Annotated in this window: 12 protein-coding genes; all 12 read right to left on the reverse strand. The window is 72.5% G+C overall.

All coding sequences use genetic code 11. The features are described from left to right. Position 1: 1 nt before the first annotated feature. The 12 genes from G6R25_RS02335 to galE all read right to left on the reverse strand — a co-directional run bounded on the left by G6R25_RS02335 (position 2) and on the right by galE (position 17,914). Positions 2-1,315, reverse strand: coding sequence for a competence/damage-inducible protein A (locus G6R25_RS02335; protein WP_163551478.1), 1,314 nt, complete (start codon positions 1,313-1,315; stop codon positions 2-4). After that, positions 1,305-1,979, reverse strand: coding sequence for a CDP-alcohol phosphatidyltransferase family protein (locus tag G6R25_RS02340; protein ID WP_419469294.1), 675 nt, complete (start codon positions 1,977-1,979; stop codon positions 1,305-1,307). Before G6R25_RS02340 ends, G6R25_RS02335 begins: the two co-directional genes overlap by 11 nt. Then, positions 1,976-3,592, reverse strand: a complete 1,617-nt coding sequence (locus G6R25_RS02345) for a MiaB/RimO family radical SAM methylthiotransferase (RefSeq protein WP_163551479.1) — start codon at positions 3,590-3,592, stop codon at positions 1,976-1,978. The genes G6R25_RS02340 and G6R25_RS02345 overlap by 4 nt, the downstream gene beginning before the upstream one ends. An 88-nt stretch (positions 3,593-3,680) precedes the next feature. Next, positions 3,681-4,565: a helix-turn-helix domain-containing protein gene (locus G6R25_RS02350; RefSeq protein ID WP_136447563.1), complete on the reverse strand. Its 885-nt coding sequence runs from the start codon at positions 4,563-4,565 to the stop codon at positions 3,681-3,683. A gap of 105 nt (positions 4,566-4,670) precedes the next feature. Next, entirely contained in the window at positions 4,671-7,364 is a 2,694-nt protein-coding gene (locus G6R25_RS02355; RefSeq protein WP_235947172.1) for an FtsK/SpoIIIE family DNA translocase, read from the reverse strand. Between the two features lie 360 nt (positions 7,365-7,724). After that, positions 7,725-9,410 carry a ribonuclease J gene (locus G6R25_RS02360; protein WP_163551480.1) on the reverse strand — a complete coding sequence of 562 codons (1,686 nt, stop codon included), beginning with the start codon at positions 9,408-9,410 and terminating at the stop codon, positions 7,725-7,727. Next, entirely contained in the window at positions 9,407-10,402 is a 996-nt protein-coding gene (gene dapA, locus G6R25_RS02365) for a 4-hydroxy-tetrahydrodipicolinate synthase (protein ID WP_163551501.1), read from the reverse strand. Before dapA ends, G6R25_RS02360 begins: the two co-directional genes overlap by 4 nt. Positions 10,403-11,264: 862 nt before the next feature. Further along, positions 11,265-12,404, reverse strand: a complete 1,140-nt coding sequence (locus tag G6R25_RS02370) for an acetate/propionate family kinase (protein WP_163551481.1) — start codon at positions 12,402-12,404, stop codon at positions 11,265-11,267. Positions 12,405-12,513: 109 nt separating this feature from the next. Continuing rightward, positions 12,514-13,248: an FAD-dependent thymidylate synthase gene (gene thyX / locus G6R25_RS02375; protein WP_136447680.1), complete on the reverse strand. Its 735-nt coding sequence runs from the start codon at positions 13,246-13,248 to the stop codon at positions 12,514-12,516. Positions 13,249-13,867: 619 nt separating this feature from the next. Beyond that, complete coding sequence (gene hisS, locus G6R25_RS02380; RefSeq protein WP_163551482.1) at positions 13,868-15,190, reverse strand: histidine--tRNA ligase; 1,323 nt, start codon at positions 15,188-15,190, stop codon at positions 13,868-13,870. A gap of 131 nt (positions 15,191-15,321) precedes the next feature. Next, entirely contained in the window at positions 15,322-16,869 is a 1,548-nt protein-coding gene (locus tag G6R25_RS02385; protein WP_163551483.1) for a UDP-glucose dehydrogenase family protein, read from the reverse strand. Further along, positions 16,847-17,914, reverse strand: coding sequence for a UDP-glucose 4-epimerase GalE (gene galE, locus G6R25_RS02390; RefSeq protein ID WP_205446798.1), 1,068 nt, complete (start codon positions 17,912-17,914; stop codon positions 16,847-16,849). The genes G6R25_RS02385 and galE overlap by 23 nt, the downstream gene beginning before the upstream one ends. Positions 17,915-18,082 lie beyond the last annotated feature (168 nt).

The raw sequence follows: 18,082 nt of genomic DNA on the forward strand, positions 1-18,082 counted from the left end.
ATTACTCCCGCGATCCGCCGGTGGCGTCATCACCGAAGGTTACGATCTTGCTGTTGGGTAGTCCCGCCAGGATACGCCGCAGCAAGTCCAGCGCGGTCACCGCGGCGAAGGCACGCACCCGTGTCCGGTCCCCGGGGAGACGAAGCGAACGGGTAGTCGTGCCGTCCGGGCCGGCGAGGCCCAGGTGGACCGTACCCGCCGGCTTACCCTCCAGCTCCGCCGGACCGGCGACACCCGTGGTGGCCAGCCCATAGTCGGCGCCGAGGCGGGCACGCACCCCGGCCGCCATCGCCGCGGCGGTATTCGCCGACACCGCCCCCTCGGCGACGAGCAGGCCTTCGTCGACGCCGAGCACCGAAGCCTTCACGTCGGTCGCGTAGGACACCACGCCGCCGCGAAACGCCGCGCTCGCCCCGGGTACGTCGGTCAGCCGGCCGGCGAGCAGCCCACCGGTGATGGACTCGGCGACGGCGAGCGTGGCCGACCGGGCCCGCAGCAGCCCCAGCACCACGCTCTCCAGGGAGTCCTCGTCGCCGCCGTACACCCCGGCGCCGAGCGCCGCCCGCGCCGCCGCCTCCACCGGGGCGATCAGCGTCTCGGCCGCGGCCCGGTCGCGCGCCTGGGCGGTGATGCGAACCCGAGTCTGACCGCCGCTGGCCAGGAACGCGATCCGCGGATTGCCGATCGGCGCCAGCCGGTCGGCCTCGCCCGCGAGCGCCTCGGCGACCGCCGACTCCCACATCCCCGCCGTGCGCAGCACCCGGTGCACGACCACGGCCGGCTGGCCCGCGCGGCGCAGGATGTCGGGCAGAACACTGGCGGTGAACATGTCGTTCATCTCGAAGGGCACACCCGGCATGGCGTACACGACGCCTGCGCCGATCTCCATCCGCAGGCCTGGGGCGGTGCCCGGCCCGTTGGGCAGCGGCTGCGCCCCCCTGGGCAGGTCCGCCTGCCGATAGTTCATCATCGGGACGTCGCGCCCGTCGAGCCGGCCCATCGCCTGGAACCGCCGGCGCAGCCCGGCCTCCAGGACGTCGTCGCGGCGCAGCTCGACGCCGGCCGCGGCGGCGATGCCCTCGCGGGTCAGGTCGTCCTGGGTCGGCCCGAGACCGCCGGTCATGATGACGGCGTCGGTGCGGTCCAGCGCCACCCGGATCGCCGTGGCGATCACCTCGACGTCGTCGCCGACCACCGTGGACGTCGCGACCGTCACCCCGACGTCGGCAAGCTGGCGGCCGAGCCACGCGGCGTTGCCGTTCACGATGTCGCCGTAGAGGAGTTCGTCCCCCACCGCCACCAGCTCAGCGCGCATCTGTCAGCCCCTCCTCGTTGGTGATGGCGGGCCCGGCCGCGGGTTCGCCGGCCGTGTCACGTACGGCCCGACGCCGCAGCGCGAGCGCCCGGTACACGTAGTCGACGCCGGTGACGACGGCGACCACCACCCCGGCGGCGAGGATCACCGCCCGGCTGGTCGCCGCGGCCCCCGCCAGCGGCAGCACGTAGAGCCCGATCGCCACGTTCAGCAGCAGCGTCTTGGCCTTGCCCCCGCGACTGGCCGCGATCACCCCGAACCGGATCACCCACAACCGCAGCAGGGTCACCCCGACCTCGCGCAGCAGGACCACCACCGTCACCGGCCACGGCAGCTCCCCGAGAACGGACAGCGAGATCAGTGCGGCGCCGGTCAGCGCCTTGTCGGCGATCGGGTCGACGAGGATGCCGAAGTCGGTGACGAGGTGCCAGTGCCGGGCGATGGACCCGTCGACCTGATCGGTGACCGCGGCGACGGCGTAGGCGACGAAGGCCGCATACCGCCATCCGTCGTTGTCCGGGCCGGCGAACAGCAGGACCACGAAGACCGGCACCAGGATCAGCCGGATGATCGTCAGCAGGTTGGCGACGTTGAGCACGGACACGCTGGGGAGCGCCTCCGGCCCGCCGGCACCGCCCGGGGCGCCGGCACCGGGGGCCGTCACGTCCCTTCCGCGCCGCGCCGGCCCACCAGGACCGACGCCCGGTCCTCGGCGGGCGGCGACGAGGGCCGCCCGGCCTGGGGGCGGGCGCGGTCGAGCACCGCGGTGAACTCGGCGACCAGATCGACCCCCTCGGTCGCGACGACCCGGGCCTCGATCAGGTCCCCCACCTCGACTCCGGGCACACCGACCGCGCCGGGCCGGTCGGACGACTCGCCCGCCGCGACCGGGCCGGGCAGCCGCACCACGCACGAGCCGTCCGCGTCGGGCTGCTGGTGGCCCGCGCACCCGGCGGCGAGCCCGCCGGTGACCTCCTCGACGAGAACCTGCACCCGGCTGCCGATGCGCTCCTGCGCCCGGGCGGCGGTGAGCTGTTCGACGAGATCGGTGATCTGCACCCGGCGTCGCTCGATCTCCTCCTCGGCGATCTTGTCCGGCAGCGCGACCGCCTCGGTGCCCTCCTCATCCGAATAGCCGAACACGCCGACCGCGTCGAGCTCGGCGGCCTCGAGGAACTCGGCCAGATTGTCGACGTCCGCCTCGGTCTCCCCGGGGAAGCCGACGATCACGTTCGACCGGGCGCCGAGGCCGGGAAGCAGATGGCGACCGCGGTCCAGCAGGTCGAGGAAGTGCTCGGAGCCGCCGAACCGCCGCATCCGGCGCAGCACCGCCGGGCTCGCGTGCTGGAAGGACAGGTCGAGGTAGGGGGCGAGGCCCGGCGTGGTCAGCAGCACCTCGAGCAGCGAGGGCCGCAGCTCCGCCGGCTGTAGGTAAACGGTGCGCACCCGCACGATGCCCGGCACGGTGGCGAGCTGCGGCAGCAGCTTCTCCAGCGCCCGCAGGTCACCGAGGTCCTTGCCGTAGGAGGTCGAATTCTCGCTGACCAGCACCAGCTCACGTGCGCCTTCGCCGGCGAGCCACTCGGCCTCGGCGAGGATGTCGTCGACGGGACGGGAGACGTGCGAGCCGCGGAACGACGGGATCGCGCAGAACGCGCACCTCCGGTCGCATCCGCTGGAAATCTTCAGCGCCGCGACCGGTCCCGCCGTCAGTCGGCGGCGGCCCGGGGCACGCGCCCCACCCCCGTCCGCAGCGCCGTCCGCCGGCCTGCCGGCGCCTGCGTGCCCGGGGACGTGCACGTCGATGTTCACCGAGGCGCTCCGCTCGACCGGGGTGATCGGCAGCAGGGTCCGCCGGTCCCGCGGGGTGTGCGCGGGCACGGCGGCGCCGCCGAGGACCGTGTCGAGATGCGCGCCGATGCTCGGATAGGCGTCGAAGCCCAGCACCGCATCGGCCTCGGGCAGGCTCGCCGCCAGTTCGTTGCCGTAGCGCTCCGCCAGGCAACCGACGGCCACCACCGCCCGCGGGCCCGCGCCAGCCGCCTCCCCGTCGCCGGCGCGCAGGTCGTTCGCGGCGAGCAGGGCGTCGATCGAGTCCTTCTTCGCCGCGTCGACGAAACCGCAGGTGTTGACCAGCACGGCGTCGGCGTCGGCGGCCTCTGCGACCAGCTCCCAACCCTGCGCGGCGAGCCGGCCGGCGAGCTCCTCCGAGTCCACCTCGTTGCGGGAACAACCGAGCGTGATCAGAGCTACCCGGCGCGGGACCTGTGTGGACACACAGGTCAGGCTACCGGGGCAGCGGCGCCCGGCGCCGCACCAGCCCGACATGGCCGACACGCCCCGGTGGGAGACACCCCGCAGACCGTCAGTCCACCGACGCGATGGGCGCGGCACCGAGCGCGGACGGCGGCGGCGCCGCGGCAAGCGGGCTGCGGCCGGTCTGACCGACCTTGCACTCGCCGGAGGCGACCAGGCTAACCCGGATCGTCACCACCTGGCCGGGACCGCCGGAGGGCCCGAGGTTCCTGCCGTTGCAGGACACGTCGACCGCGCCCGCGTTGCCCATCCGGATGTTCAACGCCCCCGGCGCCGTGACGGTGCGGCTGTCGCCGGAGCGCAGCAGCTGCGCCAGCAGTACGTGCCGGGCGTCGTCACGCACCTCCAGCCAGCTCTGCGCGTCGCGCGCCGCCACCACCACGTTCACCCCCGCCGGCGGGGAGGTGGTGGGAGCGGCGACGGGCGTCGTGCTCGGCGCCGCGGTCGGCGCCGGCTCGGTCGCCGGGTGCGCCGCGGCGTCACCCTGGCGGGTGGATCCGGATGACCCGGACGACCCGGAGCCGGGCACCAGCAGCGCGATGACCGCGATCAGGCACACCGCGGCCAGCGACGCGATCATCGCGGCGCCCCAGCGGAACCCACCGCGCCGACGCCGGGTTCCGCCTCGCAGGGGGTCGAACTCACCGGGCGGGACACCGAGCACGGGCCCGGTCAGCGGCTCATGCGAGGCGTCGTAGGCGGCGAGGACGGGACCGGGGTCGAGGCCGAGGCTGGCGGCGATGCTGCGCAGGTGGCCGCGGGCGTAGACCGTGCCGCCGCAGCGGGAGTAGTCGTCCCGCTCGATCTGGTCGATCAGGCTCGCCCGCACCCGCGTGCGCTCGCTGACCTCGCCGATCGTCAGGTTGCGCTCGCGACGGGCCGCGGCGAGCAGCGAGCCGGCGCTGGCCGGCTGCGGATCGTCCACGGATTGCATGAGCGACCTCCGCAAGCGTGAATGTCTGCCTACCGTGGAGGCACCGGCCTCAGTTTACGGTCCGTCACCCCGCCTCAAAAGCGCAGACCCGATCACCGGCACTTCCTAGCCGTTGCGCAGGGTCGTGAGCAGGCCTTCGAGTTCGTCGGGCATGACGAGCACGTCACGTGCCTTGGAGCCCTCGCTGGCCCCGACGATGCCCCGGCTCTCCATCAGGTCCATCAGCCGACCCGCCTTGGCGAACCCGACGCGCAGCTTGCGCTGCAGCATGGACGTGGAGCCGAACTGGGTGCTCACCACGAGCTCGACGGCCTGCAGGAACAGCTGCAGATCGTCGCCGATCTCCTCGTCGATGTCCTTCTTCGCCTCACCGCCGCCGTCGAACACATCCTCGCGGAAGGCCGGTGGCGCCTGCTCCTTGGTGTGGTCGACGATCGCGGCGATCTCGTCCTCGGAGACGAAGGCGCCCTGGATACGGATCGGTTTGCCCGCGCCCATGGGAAGAAACAGCGCATCGCCCAGACCGACCAGCTTCTCGGCACCGGCCTGGTCGAGGATCGTGCGGCTGTCCGTAAGCGACGCGGTCGCGAACGCGAGCCGGGACGGCACGTTCGCCTTGATCAGACCGGTCACCACGTCCACCGACGGGCGCTGGGTCGCCAGCACGAGGTGGATGCCGACCGCACGGGCCATCGCCGTGATCCGGCAGATGGCGTCCTCGACGTCGCGCGGGGCGACCATCATCAGGTCGGCGAGCTCGTCGACGATGGTCAGGATGTACGGGTACGGCTTGTACACCCGCTCGGAACCGGGCGGGGCGACGATCTCCCCGTTGCGGACCTTGCGGTTGAAGTCGTCGACGTGGCGCACCCCGCAGGCGGCGAGGTCTTCGTAGCGGTTCTCCATCTCCTTGACGACCCACTGCAGCGCGTCGGCCGCCTTCTTCGGATTCGTGATGATCGGCGTGATCAGGTGCGGGATGCCCTGGTAGTTCGTCAGCTCGACCCGCTTGGGGTCGACGAGCACCATGCGCACCTGGTCCGGCGTCGCGCGCGCCAGCACCGAGGTGATCAGCGTGTTGATGCACGTCGACTTGCCGGCGCCGGTCGCCCCGGCGATGAGGATGTGTGGCATCTTCGCCAGGTTCGCGAGCACATAGCCGCCCTCGATGTCCTTGCCGAGGCCGACGACCAGCGGATGGGAGTTCGCCAGCGCCTCACCGCTGCGCAGCACGTCGCCGAGCGACACCAGCTCGCGGTCGGTGTTGGGGATCTCAACGCCGACCGCGCTCTTGCCCGGGATCGGGCTGATGATCCGGACGTCCGCGCTCTTGACCGCGTAGGCGATGTTCTTCGCGAGCTGGGTGATCCGCTCGACCTTCACCGCGGCGCCGAGCTCGACCTCATAGCGGGTCACCGTCGGACCGCGGGTAAAACCGGTGACCCGCGCATCGACCTTGAACTGCGCGAAGACGTCGGTGAGCGAGGCGATCACACCGTCGGTCGCGGCGGAACGGACCTTCGGTGGAGTGCCGGAACGCAGCAGTGTCGGCGACGGCAGGGCGTAGTCGCCGTCGATCGGCGGGACCAGATGCTGGATCTCGTCCGAGGCGCTCGGGGACCCCGCCCCGGGCACGCCGCTCGCCGTGTCGGCGGCGCCGGCGGTCACCTTCGCCGCCCGCGTCCGCCCGCGCCGCGCAGCAGCCCCTGCGGCCGAGCGCGCCGCCAAGGCGGGGCCCGCCCCGGCCGGGCCGGCCACCGGGTCTTCGTCGTCGGACCCGCCGGCGTAACCGGTGTCGGCCTCGGGGCCGGCGAGCTCGCCGAACAGGTCGAGGGTGAGGTCGCCGGCCGCGGACTCGCCGTCGACCGCCTCGGCATCCGCGGCGACGCCGCGCCGGGATCGACGCCGGGACCGGCCGCCGCCCTGCTCGGCCTCGATGTCGAACACCTCGCGCGTGCCCGGACCGGCCAGGCCAGCGCCGTCGGGGCCAGCGCCGTCGGGGCCCGCCGGGCCGGGGAGCTCGGTGCCCGCCCGGCCCCGGCGGCGGCCCCGCGCCGGCCTGGTGCCCCCGGCGGCGTCCGCGTCGAGCAGGTCGTCAGCGAGCGCCGGATCGCCGAGATCGCCAAGATCGCCGTAGTCGGAGTCGTAGCCGTCGTCGAGACGCGCTCGCGCCGCGGGATCGCGCACACCGGCGGTGAGCCGGTCGACGAGCTCGGCGAGCCGCTCGAGCACCTGCCGGATCGGCGTCGCGGTGATCACCAGCACGCCGAATGCCGCGATCAGCAGCAGCAGCGGGACGGCGACAAAGGGCGTCACGGCACTCGCGAGTGGCAGGCCGCCGAGCAGGCCGACGAGGCCGCCGGCCCCCCGGACCCGGCCGACGCCGTCGGAGAAGTCGGGCAACCCGCGAGCGATGTGCACGACGCCGAGCAGGCCGACACCGAACGCGGCCCAGCCGATCACCACCCGGCCGCGGCTGTCGGGGTCGCTGGGCGCGCGCACGAGCCGCCAGGCAGCCCCCAGGCCGAACAACGGAAGCGCCCACGCCCCGGCGCCGACTAACAGCTCCAGGGCGGCGGCGGCGAAGGAGCCGACCGGCCCGCCCGCGGAGAACCAGACCGCGACGGCGGCCAGGATCGCCCCACCGAAGGCCGCAAGACCCAGCCCGTCGCGCCGGTGGGCGGGATCGATGCGCAGGTCGCGGGCGCCCCGCCCGGTGCGGCGCAGCATGGTGCCAAGCAGCGTCGCCGCGGTCATCCACACCTGGTAGACGGCCCGGACGACGGCCTGGCCGACCATCAGGCTCAGTGGTGGCCGGCGCTGCCGGTCCGGCGCTTTCGCCCGGCCAGCGGGCGCGGACCGGGTGGATCCCCCGGCTCGCGCCGCGCGGCCGCCCGCGGCCGTGCGGGCTTTACCGCTCGGGGCCGGGCGGCTCTTGCCGCCCGCGCCACCGCGCGCCGCTGTCTGACGCCCATCGCCCCCTGGCCGGGACGTGGCCGTCTCCGTCTGCACACGCGTACGCGCGTCACTGGTACGTGTGGCCACTGTCGAAACAGTACACAGGGACGCGGCCGAGTCCCTGCAACCCCGACGAACCGGGCGCGCCGTACTGGGCACACTCACCCGCACGGGCGGGCGAGGATGGGCCACCCCGGCAGGTCAAACCTCCAGGACCACCGGAATGATCATCGGACGGCGACGGTAGTGCTCGTTGACCCAGCGGCCGACCGTACGCCGCACGAGCTGCTGCAGGGCCGCGGTGTCGTTCATCCCGCCGCGCATCGCGTCCGCCAGCCCGTCGCTGACCAGCCGGGCCACCGAGTCGAAGGTGGCGGGCGAGTCGGTGAAGCCGCGGGCGGACAGGTCGGGGCCGATGATGACCTTGCCCGCGGCGGCATCCACCACGACGGTGATCGTGATGAAGCCCTCCTCACCGAGGATCCGGCGGTCCTTCAGGCTCGGCTCACCGACGTCGCCGACCGCGGCGCCGTCGACGTAGACGAAACCGCAGGGCACCGCGCCGGTGATGCGCGCCCGACCGTCGAGCAGGTCGATGACCATGCCGTCCTCGGCGAGAACCACATGGTCGACGGGCACGCCCGTGGCCTCGGCGAGCTTCGCGTGCGCCCGCAGATGGCGCCACTCGCCGTGCACCGGCATGACGTTGGACGGACGGGTGGCGTTGAGGACGTAGAGCAGCTCGCCCGCCGGGGCGTGGCCGGAGGTGTGCACCTTGGCGACACCCTTGTGGACGACCTTCGCGCCATAGCGGGTCAGGCCGTTGATGACCCGGAAGACCGCGTTCTCGTTGCCGGGGATGAGGCTGGACGCCAGCACGACGGTGTCCCCGGCCTGAATGCGGATCTGGTGGTCACGGTTGGCCATCCGGGACAGCGCCGACAGCGGCTCGCCCTGCGACCCGGTGGAGATCAGGCAGATGTTGCGGTCGGGCAGCGAGTCCACGTCCCGGGCGTCGATGATCAGACCCGGCGGCACCCGCAGCAGGCCGAGGTCCCGCGCCACGCCCATGTTGCGCACCATCGAGCGGCCGACGAAGCAGACCGAGCGGCCATGCGTCTCGGCGGCGTCGAGCACCTGTTGCACCCGGTGCACGTGGCTGGCGAAACAAGCGACGATGATCCGGCGGGTCGCGTCCCGGAAGATCCCGTCAATCACCGGGGCGATCTCCCGCTCCGAGCTGACGAATCCGGGCACCTCGGCGTTGGTCGAGTCGGACAGCAGCAGGTCCACGCCCTCGCGACCGAGCCGGGCGAAGCCGCCGAGATCGGTGAGCCGGCCGTCGAGCGGAAGCTGGTCCATCTTGAAGTCGCCGGTGTGCAGAACGAGGCCGGCGTCGGTACGGATGGCGACGGCCACCGCGTCCGGAATCGAGTGGTTGACCGCGAAGAACTCGCACTCGAACGGCCCGTAGGTGTGTCGCTCCTCCTCGCGGATCTCCTGCGTGACCGCCTTGATCCGGTGCTCGGCGAGCTTCGCGCTCAGCAACGCCAGGGTGAGGCGGGTGCCGATGATCGGGATGTCGCGCCGCTCTCGCAGCAGGTACGGGACCGCGCCGATGTGGTCCTCGTGCGCGTGGGTGAGGATCAGCGCGTCGATGTCGCCCAGCCGGTCCCGGATGGCGGTGAAGTCCGGCAGGATCAGGTCGACCCCGGGTTGGAAGTCCTCCGGGAACAACACGCCGCAGTCGACGATCAACAGCCGGCCGGCGTGTTCGAAGACGGTCATGTTGCGGCCGATCTCGCCGACCCCGCCGAGCGGGATGATGCGCAGCCCGTCCGCGCGCAGCGGCGGCGGGGGGCCGTAGTCGGGGTGCGGGCGGCTCATGAGACCTCACCCGCCGCCACGACGGCGAGCCCGGCCGGCGCCTGGCGCGCGCCGGTTCCGCGCGGGCCGCCGACATCCAGCGTCGCCTCGGCGAGGTCGACACGTAGCCGCGCGACCTCGGCGGGGGTGGCGTCGACCAGCGGCGGTCGGACCGGACCAGCCGGCAGCCCGGCAAGCCGCAGCGCGGCCTTTGCCAAGATCACCCCCTGGGTTCGGAAGATTCCCTCATACGCGGGCAGCAAGCCCTGATGCAGCGCGATCGCCCGACCCACCTCACCGGCCCCAATGGCCTCGATCATGGCACGGATCGCCGGGGTGGCCACGTGCGAAACAACGCTGACGACCCCACAGGCCCCGATGGACAGAAGCGGCAGGGTGAGCGCGTCCGTGCCGGAGTAATACGCCAGATTCGTCCGCGCCATCACCCAGGAGGAGGCGGCCAGGTCGTCCTTGGCGTCCTTGACCGCGACGATACGCGGGTGTTCAGCCAGCCGCATCAGGGTGTCGGTCGCCACCGGCACCCCCGTCCGGCCGGGAATGTCATAGATCATAAGAGGCAGCCCGGTCGCGTCGGCGACGGTGGTGAAGTGCAGCGCGAGCCCGGCCTGCGGCGGCTTGCTGTAATACGGCGCGACGACGAGCAGCCCCTGAGCGCCCGCGGCCTCGGCCGCCCGGGCAAGCTCCACCGTGTGGGCGGTGTCGTTGGTCCCGACACCGGCGACGACGCGGGCACGCCCGACCACGGCCTCGACGACCACGCGCACCAGGCGGGCTTTCTCCGCATCGGTCGTGGTCGGCGACTCCCCGGTGGTGCCGTTGATGACGAGCGCCTCGTTGCCCGCGTCCACCAGCCGGACCGCGAGCTGCGCGGCACCCGCTTCGTCGAGAGCGCCGTTCGCCAGGAACGGCGTGATCATCGCCGTGATCATGCGCCCGAACGGCGCCGGCGGCAACACTGACATACCGGTCACGCTAGAGCACACCTCCGACATCATCTCTCCGGCCGACGCGGAGCGCCGACCACCGAACAAACCACCCATGCTTCTACCCGGCGCCGCGGGGCACCCAGCGCGAGCCCATCGTCCGCCCGACCCGCCGCGCCGGCCAGGCCAACGCGGCCCGCGCAGGGCAGATCCGCCCGGATCGGACATCACCGCCGCACCGGGACGGGAACCGCCGCGTCGGACCGGGCCGCTGCCACCGCCGAGCGCCACGACCACGACCTCATCCGGTCCGGTCCGGTCCGACAGCAGGCCGACGACCCGGACGATCATCCGGCTCGATCCACCGCCGTCGCCGTCGGCCGCGGTGACAAACAGTCGAAAGCTCCGCGCCGCCGGCGGTCGCCGACGCCAGGCCCGACACGGCCGCACAGGCCACCATCCGGCAAACGGACGAAGAGCGGTGAACAGAGGCGAGAAAGACTAGTGCGCGCGAACGGACCCCCCGGACGCCCGACCAGGCAATCCCAGCCCTGACGCGCTCCCGCGGCCGCCCACGCCCAGCATGTTGTGGTCCAGCCGCAACCACAGGTCCCGGCGGCCCAGGCGCACCAGCGATCGCAATCCACCGGAACGGAGCGTGCCGAGTGCCACACCCGGGCCGTAGTTCTTCGGCATCCGCCACCGTCCCGTTCGCCGCTACAGAGCTTCCAGCGTACCGCCACCAAGCCGATCAGGGACGGTCACGGCGTCTTCCGCAGGCCACGCGGGCGGATCGGTCGCCGCGGCGAAGGATGCGAGCAGCAGCGTCTCGGAGCTGCTGAGGGGGCGGACGCCATCAGCGCCAGCCTCCGCCCTCGACGGCTCCCCTCGGCTGCACAAATCAGGAGATTACCGCCTCACCCGACGCCGCTCACCCAGTGCCACCGGCGAGGACGCTCCGGACCCCCCGAACGATTTCCAGATCCTCCCGGGCGGCGAGGACGAGCGTGCGCACCGCGGCCCCCGCCACGCCGATCTCGCGGTCGACCGTCCCGTCGGCGGGCGCGCAGTTATGTGCCGGGTCGACGGCCACCCCCAGGTACCCGAGTCCCGCCGCGGCACCGGCGCGGACCGCCGCCGAGCCCTCCCCGACCCCGCCGGTGAACACCAGGGCGTCCAGCCCGCCGAGCGCCGCGGTCATCGCGGCGATCTGCGCCCGCAGCCGGTGCAGGTAAACGTCCAGCGCGAGTGCGCAGGCCGGGTCGCCACCGGCGGCGCCGGTGGCGACCACACGCAGATCCGCGGTGCCGGCGAGCCCGAGCAGCCCGGCCGAGCGGAACAGCGCATCGGTGAGCTCCGCCGCGCTCAGGCCGGCTTCGGTCTGCAGCCACAGCAGGGCGCCCGGGTCGACGCTGCCCGAACGAGTGCCCATCACCAGGCCCTCCAGCGGGGTGAAGCCCATCGTCGTGTCGACGCCGACCCCGTCCAGGACGGCGGCAAGCGACGCGCCCGAGCCCAGGTGGCAGGTCACGATGCGCCGAGCGCCGGTGAGGCGCGCCGCGCGGCGCGCGGCATGGGCGTGCGAGAGCCCGTGGAAGCCGTAACGGCGGATGCCGTACCTTTCCCGCCACCCCGCCGGCAGGGCGTAGGTCGCCGCCGCCGCCGGCAGCCGGCTGTGGAACGCCGTGTCGAAGCAGGCGACCTGAGCAGCCTCGGGAAGGGCCGCCCGCACCGCGTCGAGCGCGTCGAGCGCCGCCGGTTGGTGCAGCGGGGCGAGCGCGGTGAGCGCGGTGAGCGCGCGCAGCCGGCCGGCCACCTCCGCGTCGACGAGCACCGGCCGGGTGAACTCGGTGCCGCCGTGCACGATGCGGTGGCCGACCGCAGCCGGCTCGCCGTTCCCGGCGCCGGCGAGCTCGCCCAGCGCCGCGGCGAGCTCGGCCGGGTCGGCGCGGCCGGCGGGCGCGGCGAGATCCCGGGCGGCCAGCAGGACGTCGCGCGCATCGACCAGCCGCAGCTTGAGGCTGGCCGACCCGGCGTTGACCACCAGGACGTTCGCCGTCGAGCCGGTCACCGTCAGTAGGGCCCGGTCCAGTCGCGGATCTGCGGGTCGTCCTCCAGCACTGCGTCGACGACGCTGGTCATCCGCCGGTCCTCCTCCCGCCGACCTGGCCCCGGCTGTCTCAGCCCTCCCCGACCAACGGACTGGACGCGACTTCCGTGCCGTCGTCGAGGGTGGAGATGCGGAAATCCGAGAAGACGTTGGGCGCCACCGCCTGCAGTTCGCGCAGAATCGTGACAGCGAGACCCCGAATCTCCACATCAGCGTGCTCACTGGCGCGCATCGCGATGAAATGCCGCCACGCCCGGTAGTTCCCGGTGACGACGATGCGGGTCTCGGTCGCGTTCAACAGAACCGAGCGGGCGGCCTGCCGGGCCTGCTTGCGCCGTGAGGTGGGGGCGGAGATGTCGGCGAACCGCTTCTCCAGCCCCTCCAGCAGCCGGCCGTATGCCTCCAGGGACGCCGCTGCGGCCTGTTCGAACAGCGCGTGCAGCTCCGGGTCGCCGGCCACGACCTCGGGCTCGACGATCGCCGCGTCGCGCTCGGGGACATACCGCTGGGACAGCTGGCTGTAGGAGAAATGCCGGTGGCGGACCAGCTCGTGGGTGAGGCTGCGGGACACGCCGGTGAGGTAGAGCGAGACGGTGCCGTGTTCGAGCACCGACAGATGCCCCACGTCGAGGATGTGACGCAGGTAGCCGGCGTTGGTCGCGGTCGCCGGGTTGGGCTTGCTCCAGCTCTGGTAGCAGGCCCGGCCGGCAAACTCCGCCAACGCCTGGCCGCCGTCCGCATCGGTGCTCCACGGCACGTCCGCCGGCGGGAGGAACTCGGTCTTCGCGATCACCTGGACCCGCATCCGGGCGGTCGCCCGGCCGGCGGGCGCCACCGCGGACCCCGGCGACGCCGCGTCGGATACCGCCTGGGACGCCGTCCCGGAATTCGGTTCGGACGCCGGCTCGGACACTGCCACCTCCATCGCCCACCGCGGCCTCCCGGGGCGACCCTTGCCCCGGCGCGGACTTCGACCACGGTAGACGCTGCGATGCCCTCGGCGTACGCCGGACCTCGCGAACCTACGCCCGGCCGGGCAGGCACGGACCAGGGGGGCAGTCCGCAGTCAGCCGGAGCAGGCCGGCCAGCTTCGCCACAATCGGTCGAGCCGTGCCGCAATCAGTAGAGCGGGCCAGCAATCGCCCAACGCGGCCGGTGTCGGCACCCACTTACCCGTCCGGTCACGCGATCGGCGCACGGGGATTGGAGGCCTGCGCAGGCGTGGTACACCGGTTATGGGCGCCTCGCCAGTCCCCAACGGCGAGGAGTCGCAGTGCCCGCTCGCGCGGCGTGGCCTGGCGTGGTCGGGGGTCTCCGCCCCCGTCAATCCCCGGCCGCCCAGCCACGTCGCGGCGGGCAGCCCTCCCCGCGATGGCGCGGCGGTCCCCACCCGCCGCGCGCATCCGGAATCCGCTTCTTTCCCGTCAGGACGAGGTCGGGTGCCAGGCGGCGGGGTCGGCGGCGGTCTGGTCACCGGTCGCCATGTTCTTCACCTCGTGCTCCCGGCCCTCGTCGAAGGGGGGAAACCAGACGAAGCCGATGCCCTTGCGGGCGGCGTACCGGACCTGCTTGGCCAGCTTGTCCGGCTGGTGGTAGGTCTCGACCTTCAGCCCGCGGGCGCGCAGCGCCGTCGCGGTGGCCAGCGCCGCCGCCCGGCGCTCGGCGGCGGGGACGACCACGAGCACGTCGGCCGGGCTCCCCGGACCGGTCGGCAGCAGGCCCTCGGCGAGGAGCTTGGCGAAGATGCGGGTCAGGCCGATGGAGATGCCGACCCCGGGCAGGCTTCGGCGGATGAACGAGCCGGCCAGGTTCTCGTACCGACCGCCGGAGCAGATGCTGCCGAAGTCGGGCCAGTCGACGAACTTCGCCTCGTAGACGGTGCCGGTGTAGTAGTCGAGACCGCGGGCGATCGACAGGTCCGCGACGACGCTGCCCGTGGGCAGGTCGGCGAGGTCGCCGAGGACCTCGGCGAGCTCGTCGAGGCCCTCGGCGAGCAGATCCGACTTCACGCCCAGGCGGCGCACCTCGTCGACGACCCCGGAGCCCGTCGCCCGGATCGCGGCAAGATCGAGGCAGGCCCGCACCTGGTCCGCGTCGAGTCCGGCCTGGGCGCCGAGCAGGTTCGCGACGCCGTCGGGACCGATCTTGTCCATCTTGTCGGCGATCCGGATGACCGCGAGCGGATCGCCGATGCCCAGCCCCTCGTAGAAGCCCTGCAGCACCTTGCGGTTGTTGATGTTGAGGGTCCAGGGCGGGACGCCCAGGGTACCCAGCACCTCGTGGACGATCCGGGGCAGCTCGGCGTCGAAGTGCAGGGGCACCCGGTCGACGTTGATGACGTCGATGTCGCACTGGGTGAACTCGCGGAAGCGGCCCTCCTGGGGCCGCTCACCGCGCCACACCCGCTGCATCTGGTAGCGCTTGAACGGGAAGACGAGCTCGTTGAAGTGCGCGGCGACGTACCGGGCGAACGGCACGGTCAGGTCGAAGTGCAGGCCAAGACGGGCACTGTCGTCGTCGGCGTCAGCCTGCAGGCGCCGCAGCGTGTAGACCTCCTGGGAGGTCTCCCCCTTCGCGGTGAGCACGTCCAGGGCCTCGACCGACGGGGTCTCCACCGAGCTGAACCCGTAACGCTCGAAGGTCGCCCGGATCGTGTCGAGCCAGCGCTGCTCGACGATCCGGACCTCGGGCAGCCACTCCGGGAAACCGCTGACGGGCAGGGGGCGGACGATCGGCACGTCACTCATCGCCGGGAAGTCTCCTCATCGATCTCGAACGGACGGGCACCTGCCGTCCCGGGCGCGGCCGACCGCGACGCCGGGACCGGGCTCACCGATGTCGAACGAGACGATGCATGCGTTGCACCCTACCTCGCCGATCACCGGAGCCCCACCGGTGCCTCGATCTCCACGTCGCGGGCGGCGGCACCGTCCGAGTCGGCCCCGGCGGGTAGCCCGAAGCGCGGCCGCTGCTCCGGCACGGGGCTGGGGATGACCCCCGTCGGCCGGCCGGGGGCCAGGTAGACCCAGCCGGCCTGGCGCCAGCGGTCGCCGTCGAGGGCGTGCCGACCATCAATGATCAATTTGCGGCGGACAAGCCGGCCCAGTTGGGTCGGGTCGAGCTCGGCGAACTGGCGCCACTCGGTGAGCAGCACGACGGCGTCGGCGTCCGCGGCCACGTCCTCGACGGTCTCGCTGTAGGCGACGCCGGGCAGGGCGCGCCGCGCGTTGGGGGTCGCGACCGGGTCGACGACCGTCACGTCGGCGCCGGTGCGGGCCAGCAGATCCGCGACCGCGAGCGCCGGCGAGTCGCGCACGTCGTCCGAGTTCGGTTTGAAGGCGGCGCCGAGCAGAAGCAGCCGCCGATGCGACAGCGTGCCGTCGAGCGCCGCGGCGACCAGGTCGACGACCCGGTCCCGGCGCCGGTTGTTGATCTCGTCGATCTCGCGCAGGAACCGCAGTGCGACGCCGACGCCGAGCTCGTCGGCCCGGGCCTGAAAGGCGCGGATGTCCTTGGGCAGACAGCCGCCGCCGAACCCGACGCCGGGGCGAAGGAAGTTGCCGCCGATGCGGACGTCGTGGGACAGCGCCTCGGCCAGGGTGAGCACGTCGGCGTCGACGGCCTCGCACACCTCGGCCATCGCGTTGATGAAGGAGATCTTCGTGGCGAGGAAGGAGTTCGCCGCGGTCTTGACCAGCTCCGCGGTTGCGTAGTCGGTCACGATCACCGGCACGCCCTGGGCGATCACCGGGGCGAAGGCCGCCCGCAGCGCCCCCTCGGCGGCCGGTGAGGCAACCCCGAACACGAGCCGGTCGGGATGCAGGGTGTCGGCCACGGCGAAGCCTTCCCGCAGGAACTCCGGGTTCCAGGCGAGCTGCACGCCGGCAAGGTCGGGGACGATCTCGGCACCGGTCCCAGCATTCGTCACGGCGCTGTCCACGCTCTGGTTCGCCAGGGCGAGCCGGGCGAGGGTCCGGGCGATCCCGGCAGCCGTGCCGGCCGGGACGGTCGACTTGCCGACCACCAGGCACGGCCTGGTCAGCAGGGGCGCCAGCCGCTCGATGGCCGCGTTGAGATGGCTGAGGTCCGCCCCATAGCCATCGGGACGCTGCGGTGTGCCGACGCACACGAAGTGCACGTCACCGAATTCGGCGATCTCCTCGAAGGAGGTCGTGAAGCGCAGCCGGCCGGTGGCGAGGTTCGTTCGCAGCAGATCGGCGAGATCCGGCTCGAAGAACGGAATCTCGCCCGCGGAGAGCCGGAAGATCTTCGAGTGGTCGACGTCGACGGCCAGTACCTCGAAGCCCAGTTCGGCCATACAGACCGCGTGCGTGGCGCCGAGATAGCCGGTTCCGATGACCGTCAGCCGGGGTCGAGGCCCGCTGGCCGGAGCCTCCGCGTCCTCATCGCTGTCCGACGTGCTCATCAGGCTCCTCTCCATCGTCGTACCCTTCTGGATTGAGGCGCTGGAACTGCCAGGCGTCCCGACACATGTCCGCGACGCTGCGCCGCGCGGTCCAGCCGAGCGCCTCGCGGGCGAACGCGGCGTCGGCGACGAGCGCGGCGACGTCGCCGGGCCGCCGCGCCACGACGCGGCAGGGAAGATCCTGGCCGCAGGCGGCGGAGAAAGCCGCGTGCAACTCTCGCACGGACGTCCCGGCGCCGGTTCCCAGATTGATGACCCGGTGTCCCGCCTGATCGGTGAGGTGGTCCACGGCCTGACCATGGCCCTCGGCCAGGTCGACCACATGGATGTAGTCGCGCACCCCGGTGCCGTCGGGCGTGGGGTAGTCGTCGCCAAAGACGGCCAGCTCGGCACGCCGGCCGACCGCCACCTGGGCGAGGTATGGCATGACGTTGTTCGGCACGCCGCGGGGGTCCTCGCCGAGCAGGCCGGACTCGTGCGCCCCGGCGGGGTTGAAATACCGCAGCGAGATGACGTGCCAGGCCGGGTCGCGGGCACAGACGTCGGCGAGGATCTGCTCGCACATCCACTTGGTGCGCGAGTAGGGGTTGGTCGGCCGAGCCGGGGTGTCCTCGGTGATCGGAACCGTGTCGACCACGCCGTAGATGGAGCAGGACGACGAGAAGACCAGGCGGTGCACGCTGTGCTCCGCCATGACGCTGACGAGGCCGAGGGTGGCGTTGACGTTGGTGTCGTAGTACTCCAGCGGCATCTCGACCGACTCGCCCACCGCCTTGCGTGCGGCAAAGTGGATCACGGCGTCGATCGGCCAGCGGCGGAACACCTCGCCCAGAGCCACCCGGTCGCGCACGTCGAGCCGGACGAACTCGAGGTCCTGGCCGGCGACCCTACGCAACCGTTCCAGGACTCGCGGCGAGCTGTTGATGAAGTTGTCCACACCCACCACCCGGTGCCCCGCCGCCAGGAGCTCGACGCAGGTGTGGGAGCCGATGAATCCGGCGGCCCCGGTCACCAGGATGATCCCGGTCCGGTCCGTCGACGTCATACCTCGACCATCCAATTCCTCTTCGTCAGCTCGACTCTTCGGGCAACCCGGCTGTTTCGTCAACTCGGACGACCCATGTTCGCGAAAGACAGCTCACGGAGCACCACAGCGCAGGAGGCCACAGACGACCGGAACAGGAGAATATCGCCCCGGATCAGACGGTCACCG

Origin of the sequence: Candidatus Frankia alpina (assembly GCF_902806485.1) — a bacterium.
GTDB lineage: Bacteria > Actinomycetota > Actinomycetes > Frankiales > Frankiaceae > Frankia > Frankia alpina.

Coding starts and splice junctions, on each gene's coding strand:
- G6R25_RS02335 (WP_163551478.1), bottom strand. CDS start 1,315: ATGCGCGCTGAGCTGGTGGCGGTGGGGGACGAACTCCTCTACGGCGAC.
- G6R25_RS02350 (WP_136447563.1), bottom strand. CDS start 4,565: ATGCAATCCGTGGACGATCCGCAGCCGGCCAGCGCCGGCTCGCTGCTC.
- G6R25_RS02355 (WP_235947172.1), bottom strand. CDS start 7,364: ATGGTCGGCCAGGCCGTCGTCCGGGCCGTCTACCAGGTGTGGATGACC.
- G6R25_RS02360 (WP_163551480.1), bottom strand. CDS start 9,410: ATGAGCCGCCCGCACCCCGACTACGGCCCCCCGCCGCCGCTGCGCGCG.
- dapA (WP_163551501.1), bottom strand. CDS start 10,402: ATGTCGGAGGTGTGCTCTAGCGTGACCGGTATGTCAGTGTTGCCGCCG.
- thyX (WP_136447680.1), bottom strand. CDS start 13,248: ATGCGGGTCCAGGTGATCGCGAAGACCGAGTTCCTCCCGCCGGCGGAC.
- hisS (WP_163551482.1), bottom strand. CDS start 15,190: ATGAGTGACGTGCCGATCGTCCGCCCCCTGCCCGTCAGCGGTTTCCCG.
- G6R25_RS02385 (WP_163551483.1), bottom strand. CDS start 16,869: ATGAGCACGTCGGACAGCGATGAGGACGCGGAGGCTCCGGCCAGCGGG.
- galE (WP_205446798.1), bottom strand. CDS start 17,914: ATGACGTCGACGGACCGGACCGGGATCATCCTGGTGACCGGGGCCGCC.